We start from the raw sequence: 17,449 nt of genomic DNA on the forward strand, positions 1-17,449 counted from the left end.
GGGAAGGCTTTCCCACCGCCCGGGCCGGACGGCCGCGATCTAGCGGGTGGCGTCGGTCACCTCGCCGAGCCCGGCCGCCCGCAGCTCGTCCCGGACCACCGCGGCGTCACCCTCGATGACCAGGGTCAACGCCTCCGGGTGCAGGTGCTCGGCGGCGGCCGCCGAGACCAGCCCGGCGTCCGCGGCGAGCAGCGACTCGCGCAGCCGGGCGTGGTAGTCGTCCGGCAGGTCGTGCACCACCAGCGTGGTCAGCGCCGCCGCGATCGCCCGCGGGCTCTGGAGCTCGACCGAGAGCTGGCCGGCCCGCCAGGAGCGGGCCACCGCCACCTCGTCCTCGGTCACCCCGCCGACCTGGGTACGGGTGATCTCACCGACCGCCTCCACCAGGGCCGGCGCGGTGACCGCGGTCTGCACCCCGGAGGCGACCGCGAAGCGACCGAACCGGCGGGACGGGGCGAAGTCGGCGCGGATGCCGTACGTGTAACCGCGCACCTCGCGCAGCAGGTGGTTGAGGCGGGAGGTGAACGCGCCACCGAGGACCGTGCCGGTGAGCATCATCGCCATGTGGTCCGGGTGGGCGCGGTGCGGCGACGGGTGACCCAGCCGCAGCGTGGACTGGACCGAGCCGGGCCGGTCCACCAGGATGATCCGCCGCTGCGCCGGCAGCGGTGCCTCGATCGGTCCGCCGCGCTCCACCGGGCCGCCACCGGCCCCGGCGAACGCCGCCGCACCGAGCGCGTCCAGGTCGAGCCGGTCCAGGTCGCCCACGACGATCAGGGTGCCCGGCCGGATGAACCACTCGGAGTGGAAGACCGTGACGTCCTCCACGTCCAGTCCGGCCACCGACTCCGGGTCGCCGTACATCGGCCGGCCCCACCGGTTCTCGGCGCCGAACAGGGCGCCCCGCAGCGCCGCGTCGGCCCGCGGGCCCGGGTTCGCCCAGTCCATCCGCAGCGCGGTGGCCTCGTCGTCGCGGACCCGCCGGACGTCGTCCGGGTCGAGTCGCGGCGTCCGGACGGCCTCGGCGAGCAGCTCCACCGCAGCGTTCAGCCGGTCCACCGGGACCTGGACGCTGACCTGGAAGGTGTCCCAGTCCAGTGCGGTCACCAGCTCGGTGCCGAGCCCCTCCACGGCCAGCGCGAAGGCGGTGGCGTCCCGGTGCGCCGTGCCCTCCTCCAGCGCCTTGGCGAGCACCCCGCCGAGCCCCTCCTTGCCGACCGGCTCCCGACCGGCGCCGGCGTCCAACAGCAGCAGCGCGACGGCGAGGTTCTGCCCGGGCAGGTGTGCGGCGACGACCTGGCCACCGGCGACCTGGCGGCGGACCACCGACGGGAACCGGTACGGGCGGGCGGCGCCCGGACCGGGGCGGGCGGCGATCAGCGTCATGAGGTCTCCTCCGGCAGGTAGGTCAGGGTCACCCGGTCCTCGGCGCGCAGCACGTCGGCGGCCGCCTCGGCGATCTGCTCGGCGGTCACCGCGAGCCAGGCCGGCAGCCGCTCACCGACCTTCGCCGGGTCGCCGAGCTGGGTGGCGTACCGGCCCAGGGCGTCGGCGCGACCCTCCACGGTGGCCATCTGCCGCCACCACTGGGTGCTCAGCATGGCCTTGGCCCGGTCCAGCTCGCTCGCCGTCACCGGCACCGTGGCCAGCTCGTCGACCACCTCGGCCAGACCGGCGGCGAGCCGCTGCGCGCCCACCCCGGGGCGGGCGGTGGCGGTGGCGATCAGCGGCGCCGGCGCGTGCGCCAGGTCCACCCCGTACGCCCCGACGCTGTCCGGCTGGGCGAGCCGCTCGCCGTCGGCGAGGCGCTGGTAGAGCCGGCTGCCCCGGCCGTCGCCGAGGACGGTGGCGAGCACCGTGGTCACGTCGTACCCGGGGCTGCCGTAGGGGTGGGTGCGGTGGGCGACGTACACCCGGGGGGCCGGGACGTCGCCGGTGACCCGCTCGACGGCCGGCCGGCCGGTGGCCGCGACGGTACGGCCGTCCGGCGCGGCGGGGATGTCGTCACGGCGCGGGATGGCGCCGAAGTACCGCTCGGCCAGCTTGAACACCTCGTCGGCGCCGGCGTCCCCGGTGACCGTCAGCACCGCGTTGTTCGGCGCGTAGTAGGTCGAGTGGAAGGCCTGGAAGGTGGCCAGGTCGGCGGCGTTCAGGTCGGCCATCGAGCCGATCGTCGCGTGGTGGTACGGGTGGCCCGGCGGGTAGAGCAGCGGCAGCAGGCGCAGCCAGGCGTCGCCGTACGGGACGTTCTCGTAGCGCTGTCGCCGCTCGTTCTTGACCACCTCACGCTGGTTGTCCAGGGTCTCCTGGGTCAGCGCGGGCACCAGGCCGCCCATCCGGTCGGCCTCCAGCCAGAGCGCCAGCTCCAGGTGCTCGGCCGGGACGGTCTCGAAGTAGTTGGTGCGGTCCGGGTTGGTGGTGGCGTTGAGCGTGCCGCCGGAGCCCTGGACGAGCTTCATGTGCTCGGTCTTCGCCACGTTCACCGAGCCCTCGAACATCAGGTGCTCGAAGAGGTGCGCGAACCCGGTCTGCCCGTCCGGCTCGTGGCGGGAGCCGACGTCGTACCAGAGGTTGACCGCGACCGCCGGGGCGGTGCGGTCCTCGCTGACCACCACGCGCAGGCCGTTGTCCAGTTGGGTGGTCTCGATGGGCCAGGGGTAACCGCTGTCGGGCATGACCCGACGCTATCCGATCTCCGGGGCGGAAAGGTGACGTGTCGCGGCGGCATCGTCGGGTCCGCCGCGGGTAGGGCAGTGTCATGCCGACCGTCTCCCCCGCCTCCGCCGCCGGCGCGGCCGTGGTCGTCGCGGGCGCGGCCGCCGCGCTGACCCGGCTGCGCCGCACCCGTCGCCTGCTGCACCCGGCCGGCCGCTCGTTCACCGCCGACGTGCTGATCTGGGGCGCGGTGCCGCCGACCGGGGTGCCCCTGCTGGACCGGCCGGGCCGGTACCGGGGCACCGTCCGACTCTCCAAGGGCACGCCCACCCCGGGCGCCTGGCCGGACCTGCTGGGCCTGGCGGTGCGCCTGCACGACACCGGCGACGGCCCGGTCGACCTGCTGGTCAGCTCCAGTGGCGCGCCGCCGGTGCTGCGGAACCTGCCGCTGCCCCGGCGGCGGTTCACCGGGACGTACACCACGATCATGCCGTTCCGGGCGGAGGCGCGGCGGGTGTGGCTGGCGGCGTTGGCCGACCCGGAGTCGCCGGAGCTGGGTCGCGGCCTGGCCGAACTGACGGCGGTGACCGGGGCGCGGCGGCCCCGGCTGGTGCTCGCGGCCGGGTCGGCGGTCGGGCCCTGGCACCCGGTCGGTCAGGTCACCCTGGGCGACCGGCTCGACGAGCGGGCGGACCGGGCGCTGGCCTTCGACCCGATCGGGAACCTGCCGCCCGGGCTGCGGGCGGTGGGTCTGCTCGCCTGGCTGCGCGAGCAGACCTACCGAGGGTCCCGCCGGGCCCGGGGGGCGTCGGCTCAGTCGGGGGGTTCGATCGGGGTGACGGTCTGATCCGAGGTGCGGTGTTCCAGGACGGTGTCCGGCGCGGCGTTCTGGTCGTCCTCCCTGATGTCGGACTCGGTGAGGATGGCGTCGGCCTGGGCCTGCGGGTCGTCGCTGCCGACCGCCGCCTCCTCGGGCAACAGGTGCGCGCGGGACTCCACCCGGTCCTGATCGTTCTGCTCGTGGGTCATGCCGGGGGTGTTACCCCGGCGGCCCGGCCGGCACGCCCGCCCCGGTGTCCGGCGCGGTGGCTCAGCGGAACGGGCCGCGCACCTCGTAGGTGATGCCGCCCGAGGAGGAGCCGGAGGTGCCGCGCTGCGACGAGAAGTAGAGCCGGCCGCCGTCCGGGGAGAACGCCGGGCCGGTGATCTCGGAACCGCTCTGCCCGGTGATCCGCAGGAACGGCGTGACCACGCTGTCCGGGGTGATCAGACAGATCTCCATGTTGCCGCCGTCCTCGGCGACGTAGAGGTCGCCGTACCGGGAGCCGGTGATGTTGTCCACCCCGGTCAGCGGGGCGGTGCCGGTGGTGACCAGGGAGTCGTCGTAGGCCAGGTCGATCCGCTGGTTGACCGCGTCGTACGCCCAGACCCGGTTGTCGCCCTTGGTGGTGAACCAGCAGGTGCCGCCCGCGTACCAGCAGCCCTCGCCACCGTTGAACTTCTTGGCCGAGGAGACCTGCTGACGGGTGTAGGTGGGCGAGCCGTCGGGGTCGGGGACCCGGGTCCAGCTCACCGGGCCGCTGGTGGCGGTGCCGCCCACCAGCACCTCCAGGGTGCCGGCGGAGAGGTCGCCCCAGACGGTGGGCCGGAACCGGTAGAAGCAGCCGCTGGTCTCGTCCTCGGTCAGGTAGATCACCCTGCGGTCCGGGTCGGCCGCGGCCGCCTCGTGGTTGAACCGGCCGAGCGCGGGCCGGCGCACCGCCGCCGTCCCGCCCTGCGGGTACGTCTCGTAGACGTAGCCCCGGCTGACCTCCTCACAGGAGAGCCAGGTGCCCCACGGGGTCGCCCCGCCGGCACAGTTCCGGTTGGTGTTTCCCAGGATCCGGTACGCCGACGAAATCGTTCCGTCCGAGTTGAAGCGGATCGCGGAGGCACCTCCGGTGGTGGAGATCTCAGAGTTCGAGACATAGATCCAGCCGGTGCCGGCGGTGAAGCAGGCACCGCCGTCGGGGGCGTCGTGCCAGGCGTACGAGGTGCCGGGGACCACCTGCCGGGAGCGGGCGACCACCCGGCTGGCGAAGCCGGCGGGGAGCTGGATCCCGTTGGCGTCGGCGCTGCCCAGCGGCCCGTAGGGTCCGGTGCCGGGTTGGGCCGGCACGGCGAGCGCGGCGCCGGCCCAGAGGCTCCCGGAGAAGGCGGCGGCGCCGGCGACGGTGGCGCGCAGGACGGTACGACGATGCATCGGTCTCTCCCTCGAAGGACCCGACAGGTGCCCATGAAGTTACCGGCAGTTCCATCGACGTTGGTGAACTTCGGGGGTGGCTTTTCCGACGGGACGGCGAGCGTCGGCCGACGAGTCGGGTACGCTGGCCGACGTGACTCGCTCGTATCGATGGTTTAGGCAGCCGGCTCCGACGCCGGTGACCTCACCATGAGCTGACGTCACCACGTTTCGAGCCGGCCGGGCGGGAGCTTCTCAGCTCCTGCCCTTCTCTTTACGAGCAGCCGGCTCGACCCGGGCACCGGCCCCGGGGGACGGTCGGCGGAAGGACAGCCCACCGTGACGACCCCGGAGACCGACGCGGTCAGCGATCAGCGGATCGACCGCGTCGTGCCGTTGACCACCCCGGCCCTGCTCCACCACGACCTGCCCCTGGACGCCCCGCTCGCCTCGGCCGTGCTGGCCGGCCGGCGCGCGGTCGGCCGGGTGCTGGACCGCGCCGACGACCGCCTGCTGGTCGTGGTCGGCCCGTGCTCGGTGCACGACCCCGCCGCCGCCCTGGAGTACGCGGGCCGGCTGCGCGAGGCCGCCGACCGGCTCTCCGACGACCTGCTGGTGGTGATGCGGGTCTACTTCGAGAAGCCGCGCTCGACCGTGGGCTGGAAGGGCCTGATCAACGACCCGCGGCTGGACGGCTCGGGCGACGTCAACACGGGCCTGCGGATCGCCCGTACCCTCCTGCTCGACGTGCTGCGGCTGGGCCTGCCGGTGGGCTGCGAGTTCCTCGACCCGATCACCCCGCAGTACATCGCGGACACCGTCGGCTGGGGCGCGATCGGCGCGCGGACCGTCGAGAGCCAGGTGCACCGGCAGCTCGCCTCCGGTCTCTCCATGCCGATCGGCATGAAGAACCGCCCGGACGGCAGCATCGCCACCGCGGTGGACGCGATCCGGGCGGCCGGCGTACCGCACGTCTTCCCCGGCATCGACGTCTCCGGTACCCCGGCGATCATGCACACCCGGGGCAACGCCGACGGGCACCTGGTGCTGCGCGGCGGCAACGACGGCCCGAACTACGACGCGGCCTCGGTGACCGGCGCGCTGGACCTGCTCCGGGCGGCGGGGCTGCCCGAACGGGTGGTGATCGACGCCAGCCACGCCAACAGCGGCAAGGACCACCGCCGGCAGCCGCTGGTCGCCGAGGACGTGGCGGCGCAGCTCGCCGCCGGCCAGCGGGGGGTCGTCGGCATCATGCTGGAGAGCTTCCTGCAGCCGGGCCGCCAGGACCTCGACCCCACCCGGGAGCTGGAGTACGGAAAGTCGATCACCGACGCCTGCCTCGGCTGGCCGCAGACCGAGCAGGTCCTCACCCACCTGGCCCACTCCGTCCGAGCCCGCCGCGCCACCCTCCCCACCCCCGCCTGACCCCCACCCCTCCCCCGCACCACCCCCGCGCCACCCCGTTGATCATGAAGTTAGCGGCACAAACGGAGATCCACTTCGACGCTAACTTCATGATCAACGGGGGCATGGCGGGGCGGGGGCGGATGGGAAGCGCGGCGCCGCCCGGTCCCCTGGGGACCGGGCGGCGCCGGGTGTCGGTGTGCAGGTCGCCTCTCGGCGCGTGGCGCGACGCGGCTCCAGCCGGACGGTGTTCCGCGAAGGCATTTCAGGTGAGGCCCGGGGACACTGGGCACACCGACGCTCTGCACAACCGGCGGGTCGGCCCCGGTGTTCCGGGGTGCCGGGTGTGCGTCGTCACGCCGGTCGGGACGGCGGCGGGGCCGGCGGGGGTGACGTTTGACCGATTCGCCCCCGGGTAGCTGATCGTCGTGACCGACGACGCGCCCGTGACCGAGCAGCCGGACACCCGGCCGCTCGACGAACTGCTCGACGACATCTACCACGGCCAGGAGCGGATCAGCCAGGCGGACATCTACCGCCGGGCGGTCGCCGCGGAGCTGCCCGCGGAGCTGCTGTCCCGGATCGCCGCCCTCCCCCAGGGGGAGTACGCGGCCGACGAGGCGGCCGACCTGCTCGGCGGCACGGTCGGCTGAACCGCACCCCGACACCACGCCGCCCGACGCGGCCACGATCCCAGGCGGACCCGGAACCACCGGAGGGACAGGCAATGACCGACCGTAACCAGGAACACGAGCACCTTCAGGCGCTGGGCCAGCCACCGGAGGGCCTGGACACCCTGCCGGAGCCGGACTTCGCCAACGAGCACGACCGGACGGCGGTGGACCGGGACGTGATCACCGGCGAGGACGAGGACGAGCGGGAGCCCGAGGCGTCGCGCGGCTGGGCCGGCGAGGACCACGGCACCACCCCCACCTGACCGGCGGGCCGGCGGCGACACCGGCCGGAGACGGACACACCGAAGGGGCCGGCGAACCGCCGGCCCCTTCCGCGCTGAGCGGGTCACTTGTCGTCGTGGTGCCCGCCCTCGGCGGCCTGCTGGGCGACCGCGTACCCCATCTGGAGGAAGTCGGAGGCCGCCACCGCGGTCAGCGCCGTGGCCACCAGCCGGGTCAGCCGGGGGGCCAGCACCAGTCCCGCCGTCATCCCGGTGGCCACCCAGACGGCCAGGCAGAACGGGCAGCTGACCAGCTCGCCGAGGGCGTGCCGGGTGGGGCTGCCCTCGTCGCGTACCTGCTCCATCACCTCGCCGCTGCCGATCGGGTGGTCGTAGCGGGTGAAGGGCGCCCGCAGCGGGCTGGTGATGGCGTCCTTCGAGATCAGCCGGCTGAGCTTGTGGGTGGCGACGGCGAGCAGCAGCACGTCCTGCGTGGCGGGCCGCTCCGGCACCGGCCGACCCGTCGCCTTGACCAGGCCCACCAACGACCCGGTCACCGCCGCGTACGTGCCCATCGCCTTGAGATAGCCCTCCAGCGGCCGGTGCTCGTGCGGCGCGTACGCCTGGCGCAGCCGCGCCACCTTCTGCTTCAGGCCACCGTCGGCCACCGGCTTCTCCTCGGTTCTCGTCACGGGGGCTCAGCCCGCGGTCAGGTTGTCGGCGACCTCGCGGGCGAGGTTGTCCAGGATCTCGGCGGCCAGCCCGTGATCGGGTCCGGCCAGGTCCAGCAGCACCCGGGCCCCGCCGGCGTCACCCGGCTCGACGTCGATGTCGGCGGCCCAGCCGACGGGGTCGTCGCAGGTCCAGCGGGCCCGCATCTCGTCGGCGTCGACGTTCTCCAGCCGGTGCGTGCCGGAGCGGCGCAGCTCCTCCGGGAGCCAGGCCGCAGCCCGGTTAGGGTCGGTCGCGGTGTTGAACACCACCTCGGGTGGCGCGGACATGCCGCGCTCGGCGTGCTGCGCCATCAGACGTCCCGCAGCCGGCTCGGGTCGACCTCGCGGCCGGGGTGCCGGGCGAGGTACTCGGTCTCCAGCTCCGCGGTGCGCCGCAGGTGGTTGGCGAGCGCCGAGTCCGCGGCGTGCCGCAGGGTGTCCAGCCGGGTGCGGTGCAGGCTGTGCATCTCGCGGATCAGGTCGTCGTCGGCCAGGTCGGCGGGGTCCACCCCGAGCAGTTCGCCGTCGGGGTCGGCGGTGGCCCGCTCGTCGAGGTGGTCACCGTCCCACTCGGGCATCCGCTGCTCCGGGCTGGCGTCACCGGTCCGGCGTACTGATTCGGTCATCGTCGCCCCCTGTTCTCGTTCGGGCTGGCGACTAGACGGATGCCCACAGCGCGTGACACCAAACCCCACGCGGCACCGCCGGACACGGCTACGACGCGCCGTCGGAGACGCCCGGCGGTCCCGGTACCCTCGATGGCATGAAGCGGCTCTGGACACCGGCGTGGATCGCCCGCCACGTGGCCATGGTCGTGCTGGTCGTCGGCTTTCTCGGGCTGGGCTGGTGGCAGGTCAACCGGGCCGCCGAGGGCAACACCCTGAGCTTCGGGTACGCGATCGAGTGGCCGGTCTTCGCCGGCTTCGTGATCTTCGTCTGGTGGCGTGAGGTCCGGCACACGCTGCGTGACCGGCCGGAGGTGCCGACCAGCCCGGCGACACCGCCGGCCGCCGGGCCCGAGCCGGCCGCCGACGTGCCGGGCGTACGCCGGCCGGTGCGGGTGTCCCGCGGCCCGGCGCACCCGGTCGACGCCCCGGAGGACGGCGACCTCGCCGCCTACAACCATTACCTGACCTGGTTGAACGCCAATCCGGGCGCCCGGCCCGGTGACTATCCCGGCTGAGGCCGGCTTCGGAAGGACGGACGACGGTGGGCGGAGCCCTTACCCGGTACCGCGTGATCGCCTGGATCGTGGGCGTCGCGCTGGTGGTGCTGGTCCTGATCGGCATGCCGCTGAAGTATCTTTTCCACGATGCGACGGTGGTGGCCGTGGTCGGCACCGCCCACGGCTGGCTGTACATGCTCTACCTCGCGGCCACGTTCGACCTGTCCCGCCGGCTGAACTGGCCGCTGAAGCGGATGCTGCTGGTGATGCTGGCCGGCACCGTGCCGTTCGTCTCCTTCTACGCCGAGCGCCGGGTGAGCCACTGGCTGGCCGCCGAGCGTCCGCGTACCCCGGAGCCGGTGGCCGGCTGACCGTCAGCGGTCCGGCCGCCACGGGTCGGCCCGGTCGGCGGCGCCTTCCCAGTCGGCGTACCGGATCCGGTCCCGGGCCCGGTCCAGCGCGGCGGTCACCTCGTCGAACTGCCCTTGGTCGTCGCTGCTGAACAGCAGCGTCTCGACGCCCCGGTACCACCCCCACAGCTCGTACGGCGGTGGCCGCCACCAGTCGCCGGCCAGCGCCAGCAGCACCGGCAGCACGGCGAACGCCCCGAGCGCGAGGTACGCCCCGGCGGTCAGCCGTTCCAGGCCGCCGGTGAAACCGAGCAGCACCCCCGTGGCCCCGATCACGGCGGCGGTGGCGGCGACCACCCGGACGGCGAACCGGTCGTGCGGGCCCCGGTCGGTGCGCAGGTGGGTGAGCTCGGCGATCGGGTAGCTCTGCCGGCCGACGCTGAACCGGGCGACGGTGACGACGATCCCCGGCCGGGCGTAGAGCAGGTGCCCCTCCCCCGCCCCGGCGGGACGGGTTCGTCGGTTGGCACGGTGACGGGTCTGCACGTGGACCTCCCCCCACGGCGGGCCGGTGGACTCCTCGGCCACCGCGTGCGGTGTCCCCCCGACGGAGCGTCGGCCCGACCTCCCATTCTCGGCCCGGCGCGCGCCGGCCGTGCCGCGGTTTCCTGGTGGCACCGGGTCACCGACCCGTCGGGTACCTGCCCCGCTCTCGGTTTTGTCCCGGTTCTCGGTCGTCATCGGTGCGGCATCCGCCCGGAACGACGTATCCGACGGATCGCCCGGGTGGGCCGCGATCGCCCGCCGACACCTTCCGGACCGCGACCCGAACCGCACGTAACGTGTTTCGCGTTCGTCACACCGAAGCCGTTATGCAACATTCGCCCCTGCTTCCCCTGCGGTTGACTCCGGCAACGGGTTACCTTGGGCGAGCCGGACCGGTCGACCGCCATCCACCCGGATGGCCCCGGCCCGGTGCCGCCCGGGGCGTCAGCAGCTCCCCGGCGGCTGCTGGGAGAGGAGCCCTCCGCTCTTGTCGTCCCTACGGATACTGCTGCGCTCCCTCGCGGTCACCGGCCTCGCGGCCGCGCTGATCGCACCGGCGTCGGCCGTCCGGGCCGAGCCGACCCCCGCCGAACTCACGGCGCAGATCGAGAAGTCCTCGCTCCAACTGGAGCGGATCGTCGAGGCGTACAACGGCCTCACCGAGAAGATGAAGGCCAACCAGGCCACGGCGGCCACCTTGAAGACCCGGATCGGCCCGCTGGAGACGCAGGCCGAGCAGAGCCGCGCGGACGTGGCCGAGATGGCGGTGACCGCGTACAAGACCGGCGGTCTCCGCGACGTCGAGGCCCTGCTCTCCCCGGGCGGATCGGGTGCGCTGGCCGACCGGCTCAGCACGATGGACCGGCTGACCCGGCAGCGGCAGGACCGGATCGCGGGCTACACCACCAACCAGCGCCGGCTGCTGACCCAGAAGGCCCAACTGGACGCCACGGTGGCCCGCCAGGCCGCCCAGGGCCGCGAGCTGACCGCCGCAAAGCAGCGGATCGAGAAGGACCTGGCCCGCCTCTACGAGCTGCGCCGCCAGGCGTACGGGCGGGCGACCGAGGCGGCCGAGGCGGCCCGCGCGGCCCGGGCCGAGGCCCGACAGGCCGCCGCCGACCGGGACACCGGATCGACGTCCACCTCGACGTCCACGTCGAGCGGGTCGGCGCCGGCGGTCTCCGGCGCCGCGGGCACCGCGGTGCGGTACGCCTACGGCGCGATCGGCAAGCCGTACGTCTGGGGCGCCGACGGCCCCGACGGGTACGACTGCTCGGGGCTGACGCTGGCCGCCTGGCGGGCGGCCGGGAAGTCACTGCCGCACAACGCCGCGATGCAGTGGGACAAGGTCAGCCACATCAGCCGCGGCCAGTTGCGCCCCGGTGACCTGGTCTTCTACTACGACCTCGGACACGTGGCCCTCTACGTGGGGGACGGGCAGGTGATCGACGCGCCGAGCGCCGGCCGCAACGTCCGCAAGCGGTCGATGGATCTCTCGTCCCCGTACGGCTACGGCCGGGTCGGCTGACCCGGAACACGACGAACGGCCGGCGTCCCCGGGAAGGGACGCCGGCCGTTCGGTGTCTTCGGCGCGGGTCAGGCCGCCTGGAGCCCTTCGGCCCGGGCCAGCTCGCGGAGCCGGCCGAGCGCCTGGATCTCCAGCTGCCGGATCCGCTCCCGGGAGAGCGAGAAGCGCGACGCGACCTCGGTCAGCGAGTGCTCCCGCCCGTCCTCCAGGCCGTACCGGGCCCGCATGATGCCGGCGGACCGGTCATCGAGGTGGTTGAGCAGGCCCTCGATGCGCTGCCGCTCCAGCCCGCTGAGGACGATGTCCTCCGGCGAGGGGGCGTCGCTGTCGGCCACCAGGTCACCCAGGTTGGTGTCGCCGTCGTCGCCGACCGGGGTGTCCAGCGACACCGTGTCCTGGGACCAGCGGCGCAGCTCGTTGACCCGCTCGACGGTGACGCCGAGGGAGGCCGCGATCTGCTCCGGCTCCGGGTCGCTGCCCAGCTCACGGGTGAGCTGCCGGGTGACGTTGCGCATCCGGTTGACGTCCTCGACCAGGTGCACGGGCAGCCGCACGGTGCGCTCCTGCTGGGCGATCGCCCGGCTGATCGCCTGGCGGATCCACCAGGTGGCGTAGGTGGAGAACTTGTAGCCCCGCTCGTAGTCGAACTTCTCGACCGCGCGGACCAGGCCGGTGTTGCCCTCCTGGATCAGGTCGAGCATGGGCATGCCCGAGCGGACGTAGCGCCGGGCGATCGACACGACCAGTCGCAGGTTGGCGCGGATGAAGAGGTCCTTCGCGCGCTCGCCCTCGGCGACCAGCCGCTGGAGGTCCTCCCGGTCGACGCCGGCCGGGACCTGGTCCTCGCCGAGCAGGTGCTCGGCGTAGAGCCCGGCCTCGATGGCCTTGGAGAGATCGACCTCCATGGCGGCGTCCAGCAGTGGCGTCCGGGAGATCTCGTGCAGGTAGACTCCGACCAGGTCGCGCTCCTCGGCCACCTCGTCGGTACGCATTCCGATGTTCTTGTCCACGTTGCCCACGGTCCCCTCGCTCGCGCCGGTTGCCCGGTTCCTTGCCATCCCCACATCCATCGGCCAGCCCCTCCTGCGTCTTCCGCAGTGCCCCCCGGTGCTGGCCTGACACCTGCACAACAGCCGGGACGTGTCGGGGATTCCATGTCGTGAGTCGAAAGTGTCACGAATGCCTGAGTAGTAGCTGGGAGCACGGTCCACGTTTGCTGTCAGCGCCGGTGTCGCCACGTGCCGTCCCAGCTGGGACGGCGGCCGATTTCACCCGGTTGCGATCCTCGTCACTGCCACATACGCGCCGGCGTGCCGGCCGGTTCATCCATGCGGGGATGATTACCCCCACGTCCTATGAACAATCGGGGGCGTGGGCCAAGTCCCACCGACGGGGTGTCCCGCGTCTCACCCGGGCGGCGCCCGGGGGCGGCGGTCAGGAGGCCAGCAGGGCCAGCGCGCCGCGGACCTGGTCGGCGGAGCGGGCCAGGGCGGCCCGGGCGGCCGGGATCTCGGCGCCGGAGACCAACGCGACCAGCGCGGTCTTCAGGTCGCCGTCGGCCTCGTGCAGGGCCCGCCGGCAGATGTCCTCGGCGCAGCCGGTGGCCTCCTCCAGGATGTCGATCATCCGCCCCCGGAGCTTGGCGTTGGTGGCGACCACGTCGATCATCAGGTTCGAGTAGACGCGGCCGAGCCGGACCATCACGGCCGTGGAGAACATGTTCAGCACCAGCTTCTGCGCGGTGCCGGCCTTCATCCGGGTCGACCCGGTGACCACCTCGGGTCCGGTGTCCACCCCGACGAAGACGTCCACCGCCGTCGCGGCCGGCGCGTCCGGGTTGGCGCAGACCAGCGCCGTCGCCGCGGCCTGGGCCCGGGCGGCGGCGAGCGCGCCGAGCACGTACGGCGTACGTCCGCTGGCCGCCAGGCCCACCACCAGGTCACCGGGGCGGACGCAGTCGGCCGCCTCGGCGGCGCCGCCCCGGGCGTCGTCCTCGGCGTCCTCGACCGCACGCCACATGGCCTCCGGGCCGCCGGCGAGGTGCGAGCAGAACCAGTGCCGCGGCGAGTTGAAGGTGGGCACCAGCTCCGCGGCGTCGAGCACCCCGAGCCGGCCGGAGGTGCCGGCGCCGAAGTAGTGCACCCGCCGCCCGGTACGCAGCGCCGTCACGGCCAGGTCGACCATGGTGGCGATCTCGTCGAGGACGGCGGCGACCGCGGCCGGGACCCGCCGGTCCGCGTCGTTGATCACGGTCAGCACGTCCCGGGTCGACATCAGGTCGAGGTCGGCACTGTGCGGGTTGCGCCGCTCGGTGGGCGCGCCGACCCGGACCACGGGACGGGCCGGGAGGGGGGTGGCGAGTTCGTCGGGGTCGACCCGGCCGGCGGTCACCCGCGCCTCCGCCCCGGGCCCACCCGGTGCGACTGGACGGCCTCGGCGGTGGCCTCGAGGGCCTTGCGGGCCCGCGCCCGGTTGCGGGCGGCCACCCCGACGAAGAGGCAGTCGACGACGGTGAGCTGGGCGAGCCGGCTGGCCATCGCCCCGGAGCGGTAGGTGGTCTCCCGGGCGGCGGTGGTGAGCACGAAGTCGGCCACCTCGGTGATCGGCGAGCGGGGGAAGTTGGTCAGCGCCACCGTGGTGGCGCCCCGTGCCCGGGCCTGTTCCAGCACCTCGATCACGTCGCTGGTGGTGCCGGTGTGCGAGATGCCGACCGCCACGTCGCCCCGGCCGAGCAGGGCCGCGGAGGTCAACGCGGTGTGCACGTCGGGGAAGTAGAAGGCGGTGCGGCCGATCCGGTGCAGCTTCTGCTGGAAGTCGGAGGCGACGAAGCCGCTCGCGCCGGCGCCGTAGACGTCGATCCGGCCGGCGGCGACGATCGCCTCCACCACCTGCTCGCAGATCGCGGGATCGAGCTGCTCGGCGGTCTCCTCGACGGCCCGGGCGTCGTTGAAGGCGATGGTGGCGATGATCTGGGCGAGGTCGGCGCCGGGTGGGATGTCCCCGCCGACGACCCGGGCGTCCGGCGGCTCGACCCGGCGGGCGGCCTCGGCGGCGAGCCGGATCCGCAGCTGGGGATAGCCGTCCATGCCGACCGAGCGGCAGAACCGGATGACGGTCGCCTCGGAGGTCTCGGCGGCGGTGGCGAGGTCGGTGATCGTCCGGCGGGCGGCGTCGGCCGGATCCGAGACGACCAGGCGGGCCACCCGCTGTTCCGCCGGGGACAGCGACGGGAGCAGGCCACTGATGTGGACGATCAGGCCACCGGGCTCGTGACTCGCGGAAATCTTCGGACTCTTCGCCACGGATGAAACTTACTTTCAGCGGGCTCGACCGTCAACCACGTCTGCGCGTATCCGACAAAACTACGCCGACCTCGGGCGCGCCGTCCGGGCCACCCTCGGGCAGCCATCCGGCCAGGTGCTCACGGATGCGGCGGGTGACCTCGTCCGGTGAGCCGGCGGCGTCCACCACCACGAAGGAGGCGTACTCCGGCAGGGTCCGGTACGCGGTGGCCGCCGCGGTCAGGTAGCCCATCGTCTCGTGGTCGGTGCCCCGCCGCTCGATCCGCCGGTACGCCTCGCCCGGGTCGACGGCGAGCAGGAAGGTGACCTGCGGCGGCGGGAAGACCCGGTAGCCGGCCCGGGCGAACCGCTCCCAACGTTGCCCCCCGTGCGCACGGATGCTGGCGTACTGGCAGGCGGCGTAGCGGTCCATCACCGCCGTCCGGCCGGTCACCAGGCAGCTCAGCAGCGCGGCGGCGATCGCCAGCCAGCGCAGCACCGACTCGACGGCGAGCAGCCCGCCCCGACCGACCAGGCGCTGGGCGTCCGGGCGGCCCAGCCGCTGCGCCAGCCGGCCCAGCCAACGACGACCGCCGGCGTTGCGGTGGTAGGTGGCCGGTCGTCCGGCCGCGGTGAGCGCCTCGGCGAGCCGGCGCGCCTGGGTGGTCTTGCCCGAGCCGTCGATGCCGATCAGGGCGACCCGGCGCAGGCCGGGGCGGCGGCGCCGTTCACGCGGTGTCGTGGGCACCCTCCACAGATTATCCGAGCGGCGCACCCGGGAGGTGGTTCGTCCCCTTTCGCGAGGTCCACCACCCGCCCAGGTGTGGACGGCCCGAATGCCGGGTACGCCACCGGAGGATCCGACCGCCGTCCTCATCCACCACGACCGACGGGAGACCCAGATGGCCGAGCGCGGTGACGAGACCCTGCTGCACACGCTCAAACGCGTCGCCGCCGTGCTCAAGCAGTCCGACATCCCGTTCGCCCTGGGCGGCAGCTTCGCGGTGTACGCGCACGGCGGCCACTCCAGCGAGCACGACGTGGACTTCCTGATTCGCGAGGAGGACGTCGACCGGGCGCTGGAGGCGCTGGTGGCCGAGGGCTTCCGGGCCGAACGGCCGCCGGAGGACTGGCTGGTCAAGGTCTACGACGAGGGCCGGATGGTGGATCTGATCCACCGGCCGATCGAGACCCCGGTCACCGCGGAGACCTTCGCCGACACCATCGTCCGGCCGGTCGACGCGATCCACATGCCGGTGCTCTCGGCCAGCCAGCTGATGGTGCACAAGCTGCTGAGCTTCTCCCAGCACTACTGCGACTTCGCCCGGGCCCTGCCGCTGGCCCGCTCGCTGCGGGAACAGATCGACTGGGAGCGGGTACGCAAGGAGACGCAGCACTCGCCGTACGCGGAGGCGTTCCTGGTGCTGCTCGACCGGCTGGACGTGGTGCCGGGCGGCGGCACGGCCGGGGGAAGGGAGACAGTGTGACCGAGCATCACGGCGGCGGCGCCGGACCACCCGACGAGTACGTCGAGGCGGAGATCCACCGGCTGCTGGCCGAGGACCCGGCGGTCGCCGAGCAGGGCATCACGGTGGTCCGCCGCGAGCGGGGCCTGGTCCTGTACGGCGAGGTGGAGAGCCCGCACCGGCGCGAGGAGATCCTGCGCCGGGTGGCCGAACGCTTCCCCGACGTGCCGATCACCAGCGACATCGGGGTGATCCGCGCCCAGGCGCCCACCCAGGTGGAGGAACTGCCGTGAGGAGAACCCGATGATCCGCATCGCCGCCGTCGGCGACGTGCACCTGGACCAGGACGTGCTCGGCCGGTTCCGGCCCGCGCTGGAGGAGCTGCCGGACTGCGCGGACGTGCTGCTGCTCGCCGGCGACCTGACCCGGCACGGCACCGAGTCCGAGGCGCGCTGCGTCGCACAGGAGTTCGGCGACCTCGGGGTGCCGGTGGTCACCGTGCTGGGCAACCACGACCACCAGTGCGACCAGGTTCCTCGGGTGGTGAAGGTGTTGGAGGACGCGGGGATCACCGTGCTGGAGGGGACCGGCATCGTGCTGGAGTTCCCCGCCGGGCGGCTCGGGGTGGCCGGGGTGAAGGGCTTCGGTGGCGGCTTCGCCGGCCGGTGCGCCAGCGACTTCGGCGAGCCGGAGATGAAGGCGTTCGTCCGGACCACGAACGAGAGCGCGGACGCGCTGGGCGAGGCGCTGCGCGGGCTGGACTGCGACCTGCTGGTGGCGCTCACCCACTACTCCCCCGTGCCGGACACCCTGGCCGGGGAGCCACTGGAGATCTATCCGTTCCTCGGGTCGTACCAGCTGGGTCAGGCGATCGACTCGGCGCCCACGGCGCTGGCCCTGCACGGGCACGCGCACGCGGGCACCGAGCGGGGCACCACGCCGGGCGGGGTACGGGTCCGCAACGTCGCCCACCCGGTGATCAAACAGGCGTACAGCATCTTCCACCTGGGAGATCATCTGGTCGGGTGATGAGGTTTTGCGGTTGTCCCCCCGGGGTATTCAGCAGCCATGGAGCTGATTCTCTGGATTCTCGCAGTTGTACTGGTGGTCGCCGGCATCCTCGCGCTGTTCCGCCGGCAGATCCTGTGGGGCGTCGTCCTCATCGTGGTGGGGCTGCTGGTCGGCCCGGGTGGTGTCAGCATCTTCAACTGACGAGGCGGCTACA

The 17,449-nt window shown here is 73.5% G+C and carries 22 protein-coding genes and 1 pseudogene; 11 read left to right on the top strand and 12 right to left on the bottom strand.

The window, feature by feature from the left end; translation table 11 throughout:
- Positions 1 to 39: 39 nt before the first annotated feature.
- Both GA0070564_RS11725 and GA0070564_RS11730 read right to left on the bottom strand, forming a co-directional pair.
- Positions 40 to 1,386 (bottom strand): M16 family metallopeptidase, encoded by a 1,347-nt coding sequence (locus tag GA0070564_RS11725; RefSeq protein ID WP_091607550.1) that lies wholly within the window; start codon positions 1,384 to 1,386, stop codon positions 40 to 42.
- A complete protein-coding gene (locus tag GA0070564_RS11730) occupies positions 1,383 to 2,675 on the bottom strand; it encodes a M16 family metallopeptidase (RefSeq protein WP_091607553.1) in 1,293 nt (430 codons plus the stop codon). The genes GA0070564_RS11725 and GA0070564_RS11730 overlap by 4 nt, the downstream gene beginning before the upstream one ends.
- An 83-nt stretch (positions 2,676 to 2,758) precedes the next feature.
- Between GA0070564_RS11730 and GA0070564_RS11735 the strand changes: the two genes are divergently transcribed.
- Positions 2,759 to 3,502, top strand: a complete 744-nt coding sequence (locus GA0070564_RS11735) for a phosphodiesterase (protein WP_091607558.1) — start codon at positions 2,759 to 2,761, stop codon at positions 3,500 to 3,502.
- Here the strand turns inward: GA0070564_RS11735 and GA0070564_RS11740 are convergent.
- Together GA0070564_RS11740 and GA0070564_RS11745 are read right to left on the bottom strand one after the other, a co-directional pair.
- Complete coding sequence (locus tag GA0070564_RS11740; protein ID WP_091607560.1) at positions 3,469 to 3,684, bottom strand: hypothetical protein; 216 nt, start codon at positions 3,682 to 3,684, stop codon at positions 3,469 to 3,471. The genes GA0070564_RS11735 and GA0070564_RS11740 overlap by 34 nt on opposite strands.
- 61 nt (positions 3,685 to 3,745) lie before the next feature.
- Positions 3,746 to 4,897 (bottom strand): alkaline phosphatase PhoX, encoded by a 1,152-nt coding sequence (locus GA0070564_RS11745; protein ID WP_091607564.1) that lies wholly within the window; start codon positions 4,895 to 4,897, stop codon positions 3,746 to 3,748.
- Between the two features lie 318 nt (positions 4,898 to 5,215).
- Here GA0070564_RS11745 and GA0070564_RS11750 point away from each other — a divergent pair, with 318 nt between their 5' ends.
- The 3 genes from GA0070564_RS11750 to GA0070564_RS11760 all read left to right on the top strand — a co-directional run bounded on the left by GA0070564_RS11750 (position 5,216) and on the right by GA0070564_RS11760 (position 7,217).
- Entirely contained in the window at positions 5,216 to 6,301 is a 1,086-nt protein-coding gene (locus GA0070564_RS11750; RefSeq protein WP_091607567.1) for a 3-deoxy-7-phosphoheptulonate synthase, read from the top strand.
- 407 nt (positions 6,302 to 6,708) lie between these two features.
- Positions 6,709 to 6,933, top strand: coding sequence for a hypothetical protein (locus tag GA0070564_RS11755; RefSeq protein WP_091607572.1), 225 nt, complete (start codon positions 6,709 to 6,711; stop codon positions 6,931 to 6,933).
- A 74-nt stretch (positions 6,934 to 7,007) separates the two neighbouring features.
- Positions 7,008 to 7,217, top strand: coding sequence for a hypothetical protein (locus tag GA0070564_RS11760; protein ID WP_088972860.1), 210 nt, complete (start codon positions 7,008 to 7,010; stop codon positions 7,215 to 7,217).
- A gap of 83 nt (positions 7,218 to 7,300) precedes the next feature.
- Here the strand turns inward: GA0070564_RS11760 and GA0070564_RS11765 are convergent, their stop codons facing one another.
- From GA0070564_RS11765 to GA0070564_RS11775, 3 genes are read right to left on the bottom strand one after another with little or no spacing between them, the layout of a single operon-like run.
- Positions 7,301 to 7,843: a DUF1360 domain-containing protein gene (locus GA0070564_RS11765; RefSeq protein ID WP_091607577.1), complete on the bottom strand. Its 543-nt coding sequence runs from the start codon at positions 7,841 to 7,843 to the stop codon at positions 7,301 to 7,303.
- Between the two features lie 30 nt (positions 7,844 to 7,873).
- Entirely contained in the window at positions 7,874 to 8,200 is a 327-nt protein-coding gene (locus GA0070564_RS11770; RefSeq protein WP_091607580.1) for a hypothetical protein, read from the bottom strand.
- Positions 8,200 to 8,514, bottom strand: coding sequence for a DUF6158 family protein (locus tag GA0070564_RS11775; protein WP_091607583.1), 315 nt, complete (start codon positions 8,512 to 8,514; stop codon positions 8,200 to 8,202). The genes GA0070564_RS11770 and GA0070564_RS11775 overlap by 1 nt, the downstream gene beginning before the upstream one ends.
- A gap of 137 nt (positions 8,515 to 8,651) precedes the next feature.
- On the opposite strand from GA0070564_RS11775, the gene GA0070564_RS11780 reads away from it, so the two are divergent.
- Together GA0070564_RS11780 and GA0070564_RS11785 are read left to right on the top strand one after the other, a co-directional pair.
- The gene (locus tag GA0070564_RS11780) at positions 8,652 to 9,071 is read left to right on the top strand and encodes a hypothetical protein (RefSeq protein WP_091607586.1); all 420 of its coding nucleotides are present in this window, start codon (positions 8,652 to 8,654) and stop codon (positions 9,069 to 9,071) included.
- 26 nt (positions 9,072 to 9,097) lie between these two features.
- The gene (locus tag GA0070564_RS11785; RefSeq protein ID WP_091607588.1) at positions 9,098 to 9,424 is read left to right on the top strand and encodes a DUF3817 domain-containing protein; all 327 of its coding nucleotides are present in this window, start codon (positions 9,098 to 9,100) and stop codon (positions 9,422 to 9,424) included.
- A 3-nt stretch (positions 9,425 to 9,427) separates the two neighbouring features.
- On the opposite strand, the gene GA0070564_RS11790 is transcribed toward GA0070564_RS11785, so the two are convergent.
- Positions 9,428 to 9,949, bottom strand: coding sequence for a DUF6232 family protein (locus GA0070564_RS11790; RefSeq protein WP_091609078.1), 522 nt, complete (start codon positions 9,947 to 9,949; stop codon positions 9,428 to 9,430).
- A 487-nt stretch (positions 9,950 to 10,436) separates the two neighbouring features.
- Between GA0070564_RS11790 and GA0070564_RS11795 the strand changes: the two genes are divergently transcribed.
- Positions 10,437 to 11,477, top strand: a complete 1,041-nt coding sequence (locus GA0070564_RS11795) for a C40 family peptidase (RefSeq protein ID WP_091607591.1) — start codon at positions 10,437 to 10,439, stop codon at positions 11,475 to 11,477.
- 68 nt (positions 11,478 to 11,545) lie between these two features.
- Here the strand turns inward: GA0070564_RS11795 and GA0070564_RS11800 are convergent, their stop codons facing one another.
- The 4 genes from GA0070564_RS11800 to GA0070564_RS11815 all read right to left on the bottom strand — a co-directional run bounded on the left by GA0070564_RS11800 (position 11,546) and on the right by GA0070564_RS11815 (position 15,506).
- Positions 11,546 to 12,535: a sigma-70 family RNA polymerase sigma factor gene (locus GA0070564_RS11800; protein ID WP_176730648.1), complete on the bottom strand. Its 990-nt coding sequence runs from the start codon at positions 12,533 to 12,535 to the stop codon at positions 11,546 to 11,548.
- Positions 12,536 to 12,911: 376 nt separating this feature from the next.
- Positions 12,912 to 13,868, bottom strand: a complete 957-nt coding sequence (locus GA0070564_RS11805; RefSeq protein ID WP_091607597.1) for an N-acetylmuramic acid 6-phosphate etherase — start codon at positions 13,866 to 13,868, stop codon at positions 12,912 to 12,914.
- The gene (locus tag GA0070564_RS11810) at positions 13,865 to 14,779 is read right to left on the bottom strand and encodes a MurR/RpiR family transcriptional regulator (RefSeq protein WP_091607602.1); all 915 of its coding nucleotides are present in this window, start codon (positions 14,777 to 14,779) and stop codon (positions 13,865 to 13,867) included. The genes GA0070564_RS11805 and GA0070564_RS11810 overlap by 4 nt, the downstream gene beginning before the upstream one ends.
- 31 nt (positions 14,780 to 14,810) lie before the next feature.
- A complete protein-coding gene (locus tag GA0070564_RS11815; RefSeq protein WP_245669928.1) occupies positions 14,811 to 15,506 on the bottom strand; it encodes a dTMP kinase in 696 nt (231 codons plus the stop codon).
- Between the two features lie 88 nt (positions 15,507 to 15,594).
- Here GA0070564_RS11815 and GA0070564_RS11820 point away from each other — a divergent pair, with 88 nt between their 5' ends.
- From GA0070564_RS11820 to GA0070564_RS29285, 4 genes and pseudogenes are all read left to right on the top strand, one after another.
- Positions 15,595 to 16,245 (top strand): nucleotidyltransferase, encoded by a 651-nt coding sequence (locus GA0070564_RS11820; protein WP_281182140.1) that lies wholly within the window; start codon positions 15,595 to 15,597, stop codon positions 16,243 to 16,245.
- Entirely contained in the window at positions 16,242 to 16,517 is a 276-nt protein-coding gene (locus GA0070564_RS11825; protein WP_091607611.1) for a hypothetical protein, read from the top strand. The genes GA0070564_RS11820 and GA0070564_RS11825 overlap by 4 nt, the downstream gene beginning before the upstream one ends.
- A 10-nt stretch (positions 16,518 to 16,527) precedes the next feature.
- Positions 16,528 to 17,302, top strand: a pseudogene (locus GA0070564_RS11830) (metallophosphoesterase family protein).
- The gene (locus GA0070564_RS29285; RefSeq protein ID WP_165947907.1) at positions 17,293 to 17,436 is read left to right on the top strand and encodes a GPGG-motif small membrane protein; all 144 of its coding nucleotides are present in this window, start codon (positions 17,293 to 17,295) and stop codon (positions 17,434 to 17,436) included. The pseudogene GA0070564_RS11830 and the gene GA0070564_RS29285 overlap by 10 nt, the downstream one beginning before the upstream one ends.
- Positions 17,437 to 17,449: the final 13 nt, after the last annotated feature.

The organism is Micromonospora mirobrigensis, assembly GCF_900091555.1.
GTDB lineage: Bacteria > Actinomycetota > Actinomycetes > Mycobacteriales > Micromonosporaceae > Micromonospora > Micromonospora mirobrigensis.

What these genes read in the sequence shown, in the direction of transcription:
- GA0070564_RS11800 (WP_176730648.1), bottom strand. Translation starts at nt 12,535, where the DNA reads ATGGCAAGGAACCGGGCAACCGGCGCGAGCGAGGGGACCGTGGGCAAC.
- GA0070564_RS11745 (WP_091607564.1), bottom strand. Translation starts at nt 4,897, where the DNA reads ATGCATCGTCGTACCGTCCTGCGCGCCACCGTCGCCGGCGCCGCCGCC.
- GA0070564_RS11820 (WP_281182140.1), top strand. Translation starts at nt 15,595, where the DNA reads ATGCCGGGTACGCCACCGGAGGATCCGACCGCCGTCCTCATCCACCAC.
- GA0070564_RS29285 (WP_165947907.1), top strand. Translation starts at nt 17,293, where the DNA reads ATGGAGCTGATTCTCTGGATTCTCGCAGTTGTACTGGTGGTCGCCGGC.
- GA0070564_RS11740 (WP_091607560.1), bottom strand. Translation starts at nt 3,684, where the DNA reads ATGACCCACGAGCAGAACGATCAGGACCGGGTGGAGTCCCGCGCGCAC.
- GA0070564_RS11775 (WP_091607583.1), bottom strand. Translation starts at nt 8,514, where the DNA reads ATGACCGAATCAGTACGCCGGACCGGTGACGCCAGCCCGGAGCAGCGG.
- GA0070564_RS11780 (WP_091607586.1), top strand. Translation starts at nt 8,652, where the DNA reads ATGAAGCGGCTCTGGACACCGGCGTGGATCGCCCGCCACGTGGCCATG.
- GA0070564_RS11770 (WP_091607580.1), bottom strand. Translation starts at nt 8,200, where the DNA reads ATGGCGCAGCACGCCGAGCGCGGCATGTCCGCGCCACCCGAGGTGGTG.
- GA0070564_RS11760 (WP_088972860.1), top strand. Translation starts at nt 7,008, where the DNA reads ATGACCGACCGTAACCAGGAACACGAGCACCTTCAGGCGCTGGGCCAG.
- GA0070564_RS11735 (WP_091607558.1), top strand. Translation starts at nt 2,759, where the DNA reads ATGCCGACCGTCTCCCCCGCCTCCGCCGCCGGCGCGGCCGTGGTCGTC.
- GA0070564_RS11730 (WP_091607553.1), bottom strand. Translation starts at nt 2,675, where the DNA reads ATGCCCGACAGCGGTTACCCCTGGCCCATCGAGACCACCCAACTGGAC.
- GA0070564_RS11725 (WP_091607550.1), bottom strand. Translation starts at nt 1,386, where the DNA reads ATGACGCTGATCGCCGCCCGCCCCGGTCCGGGCGCCGCCCGCCCGTAC.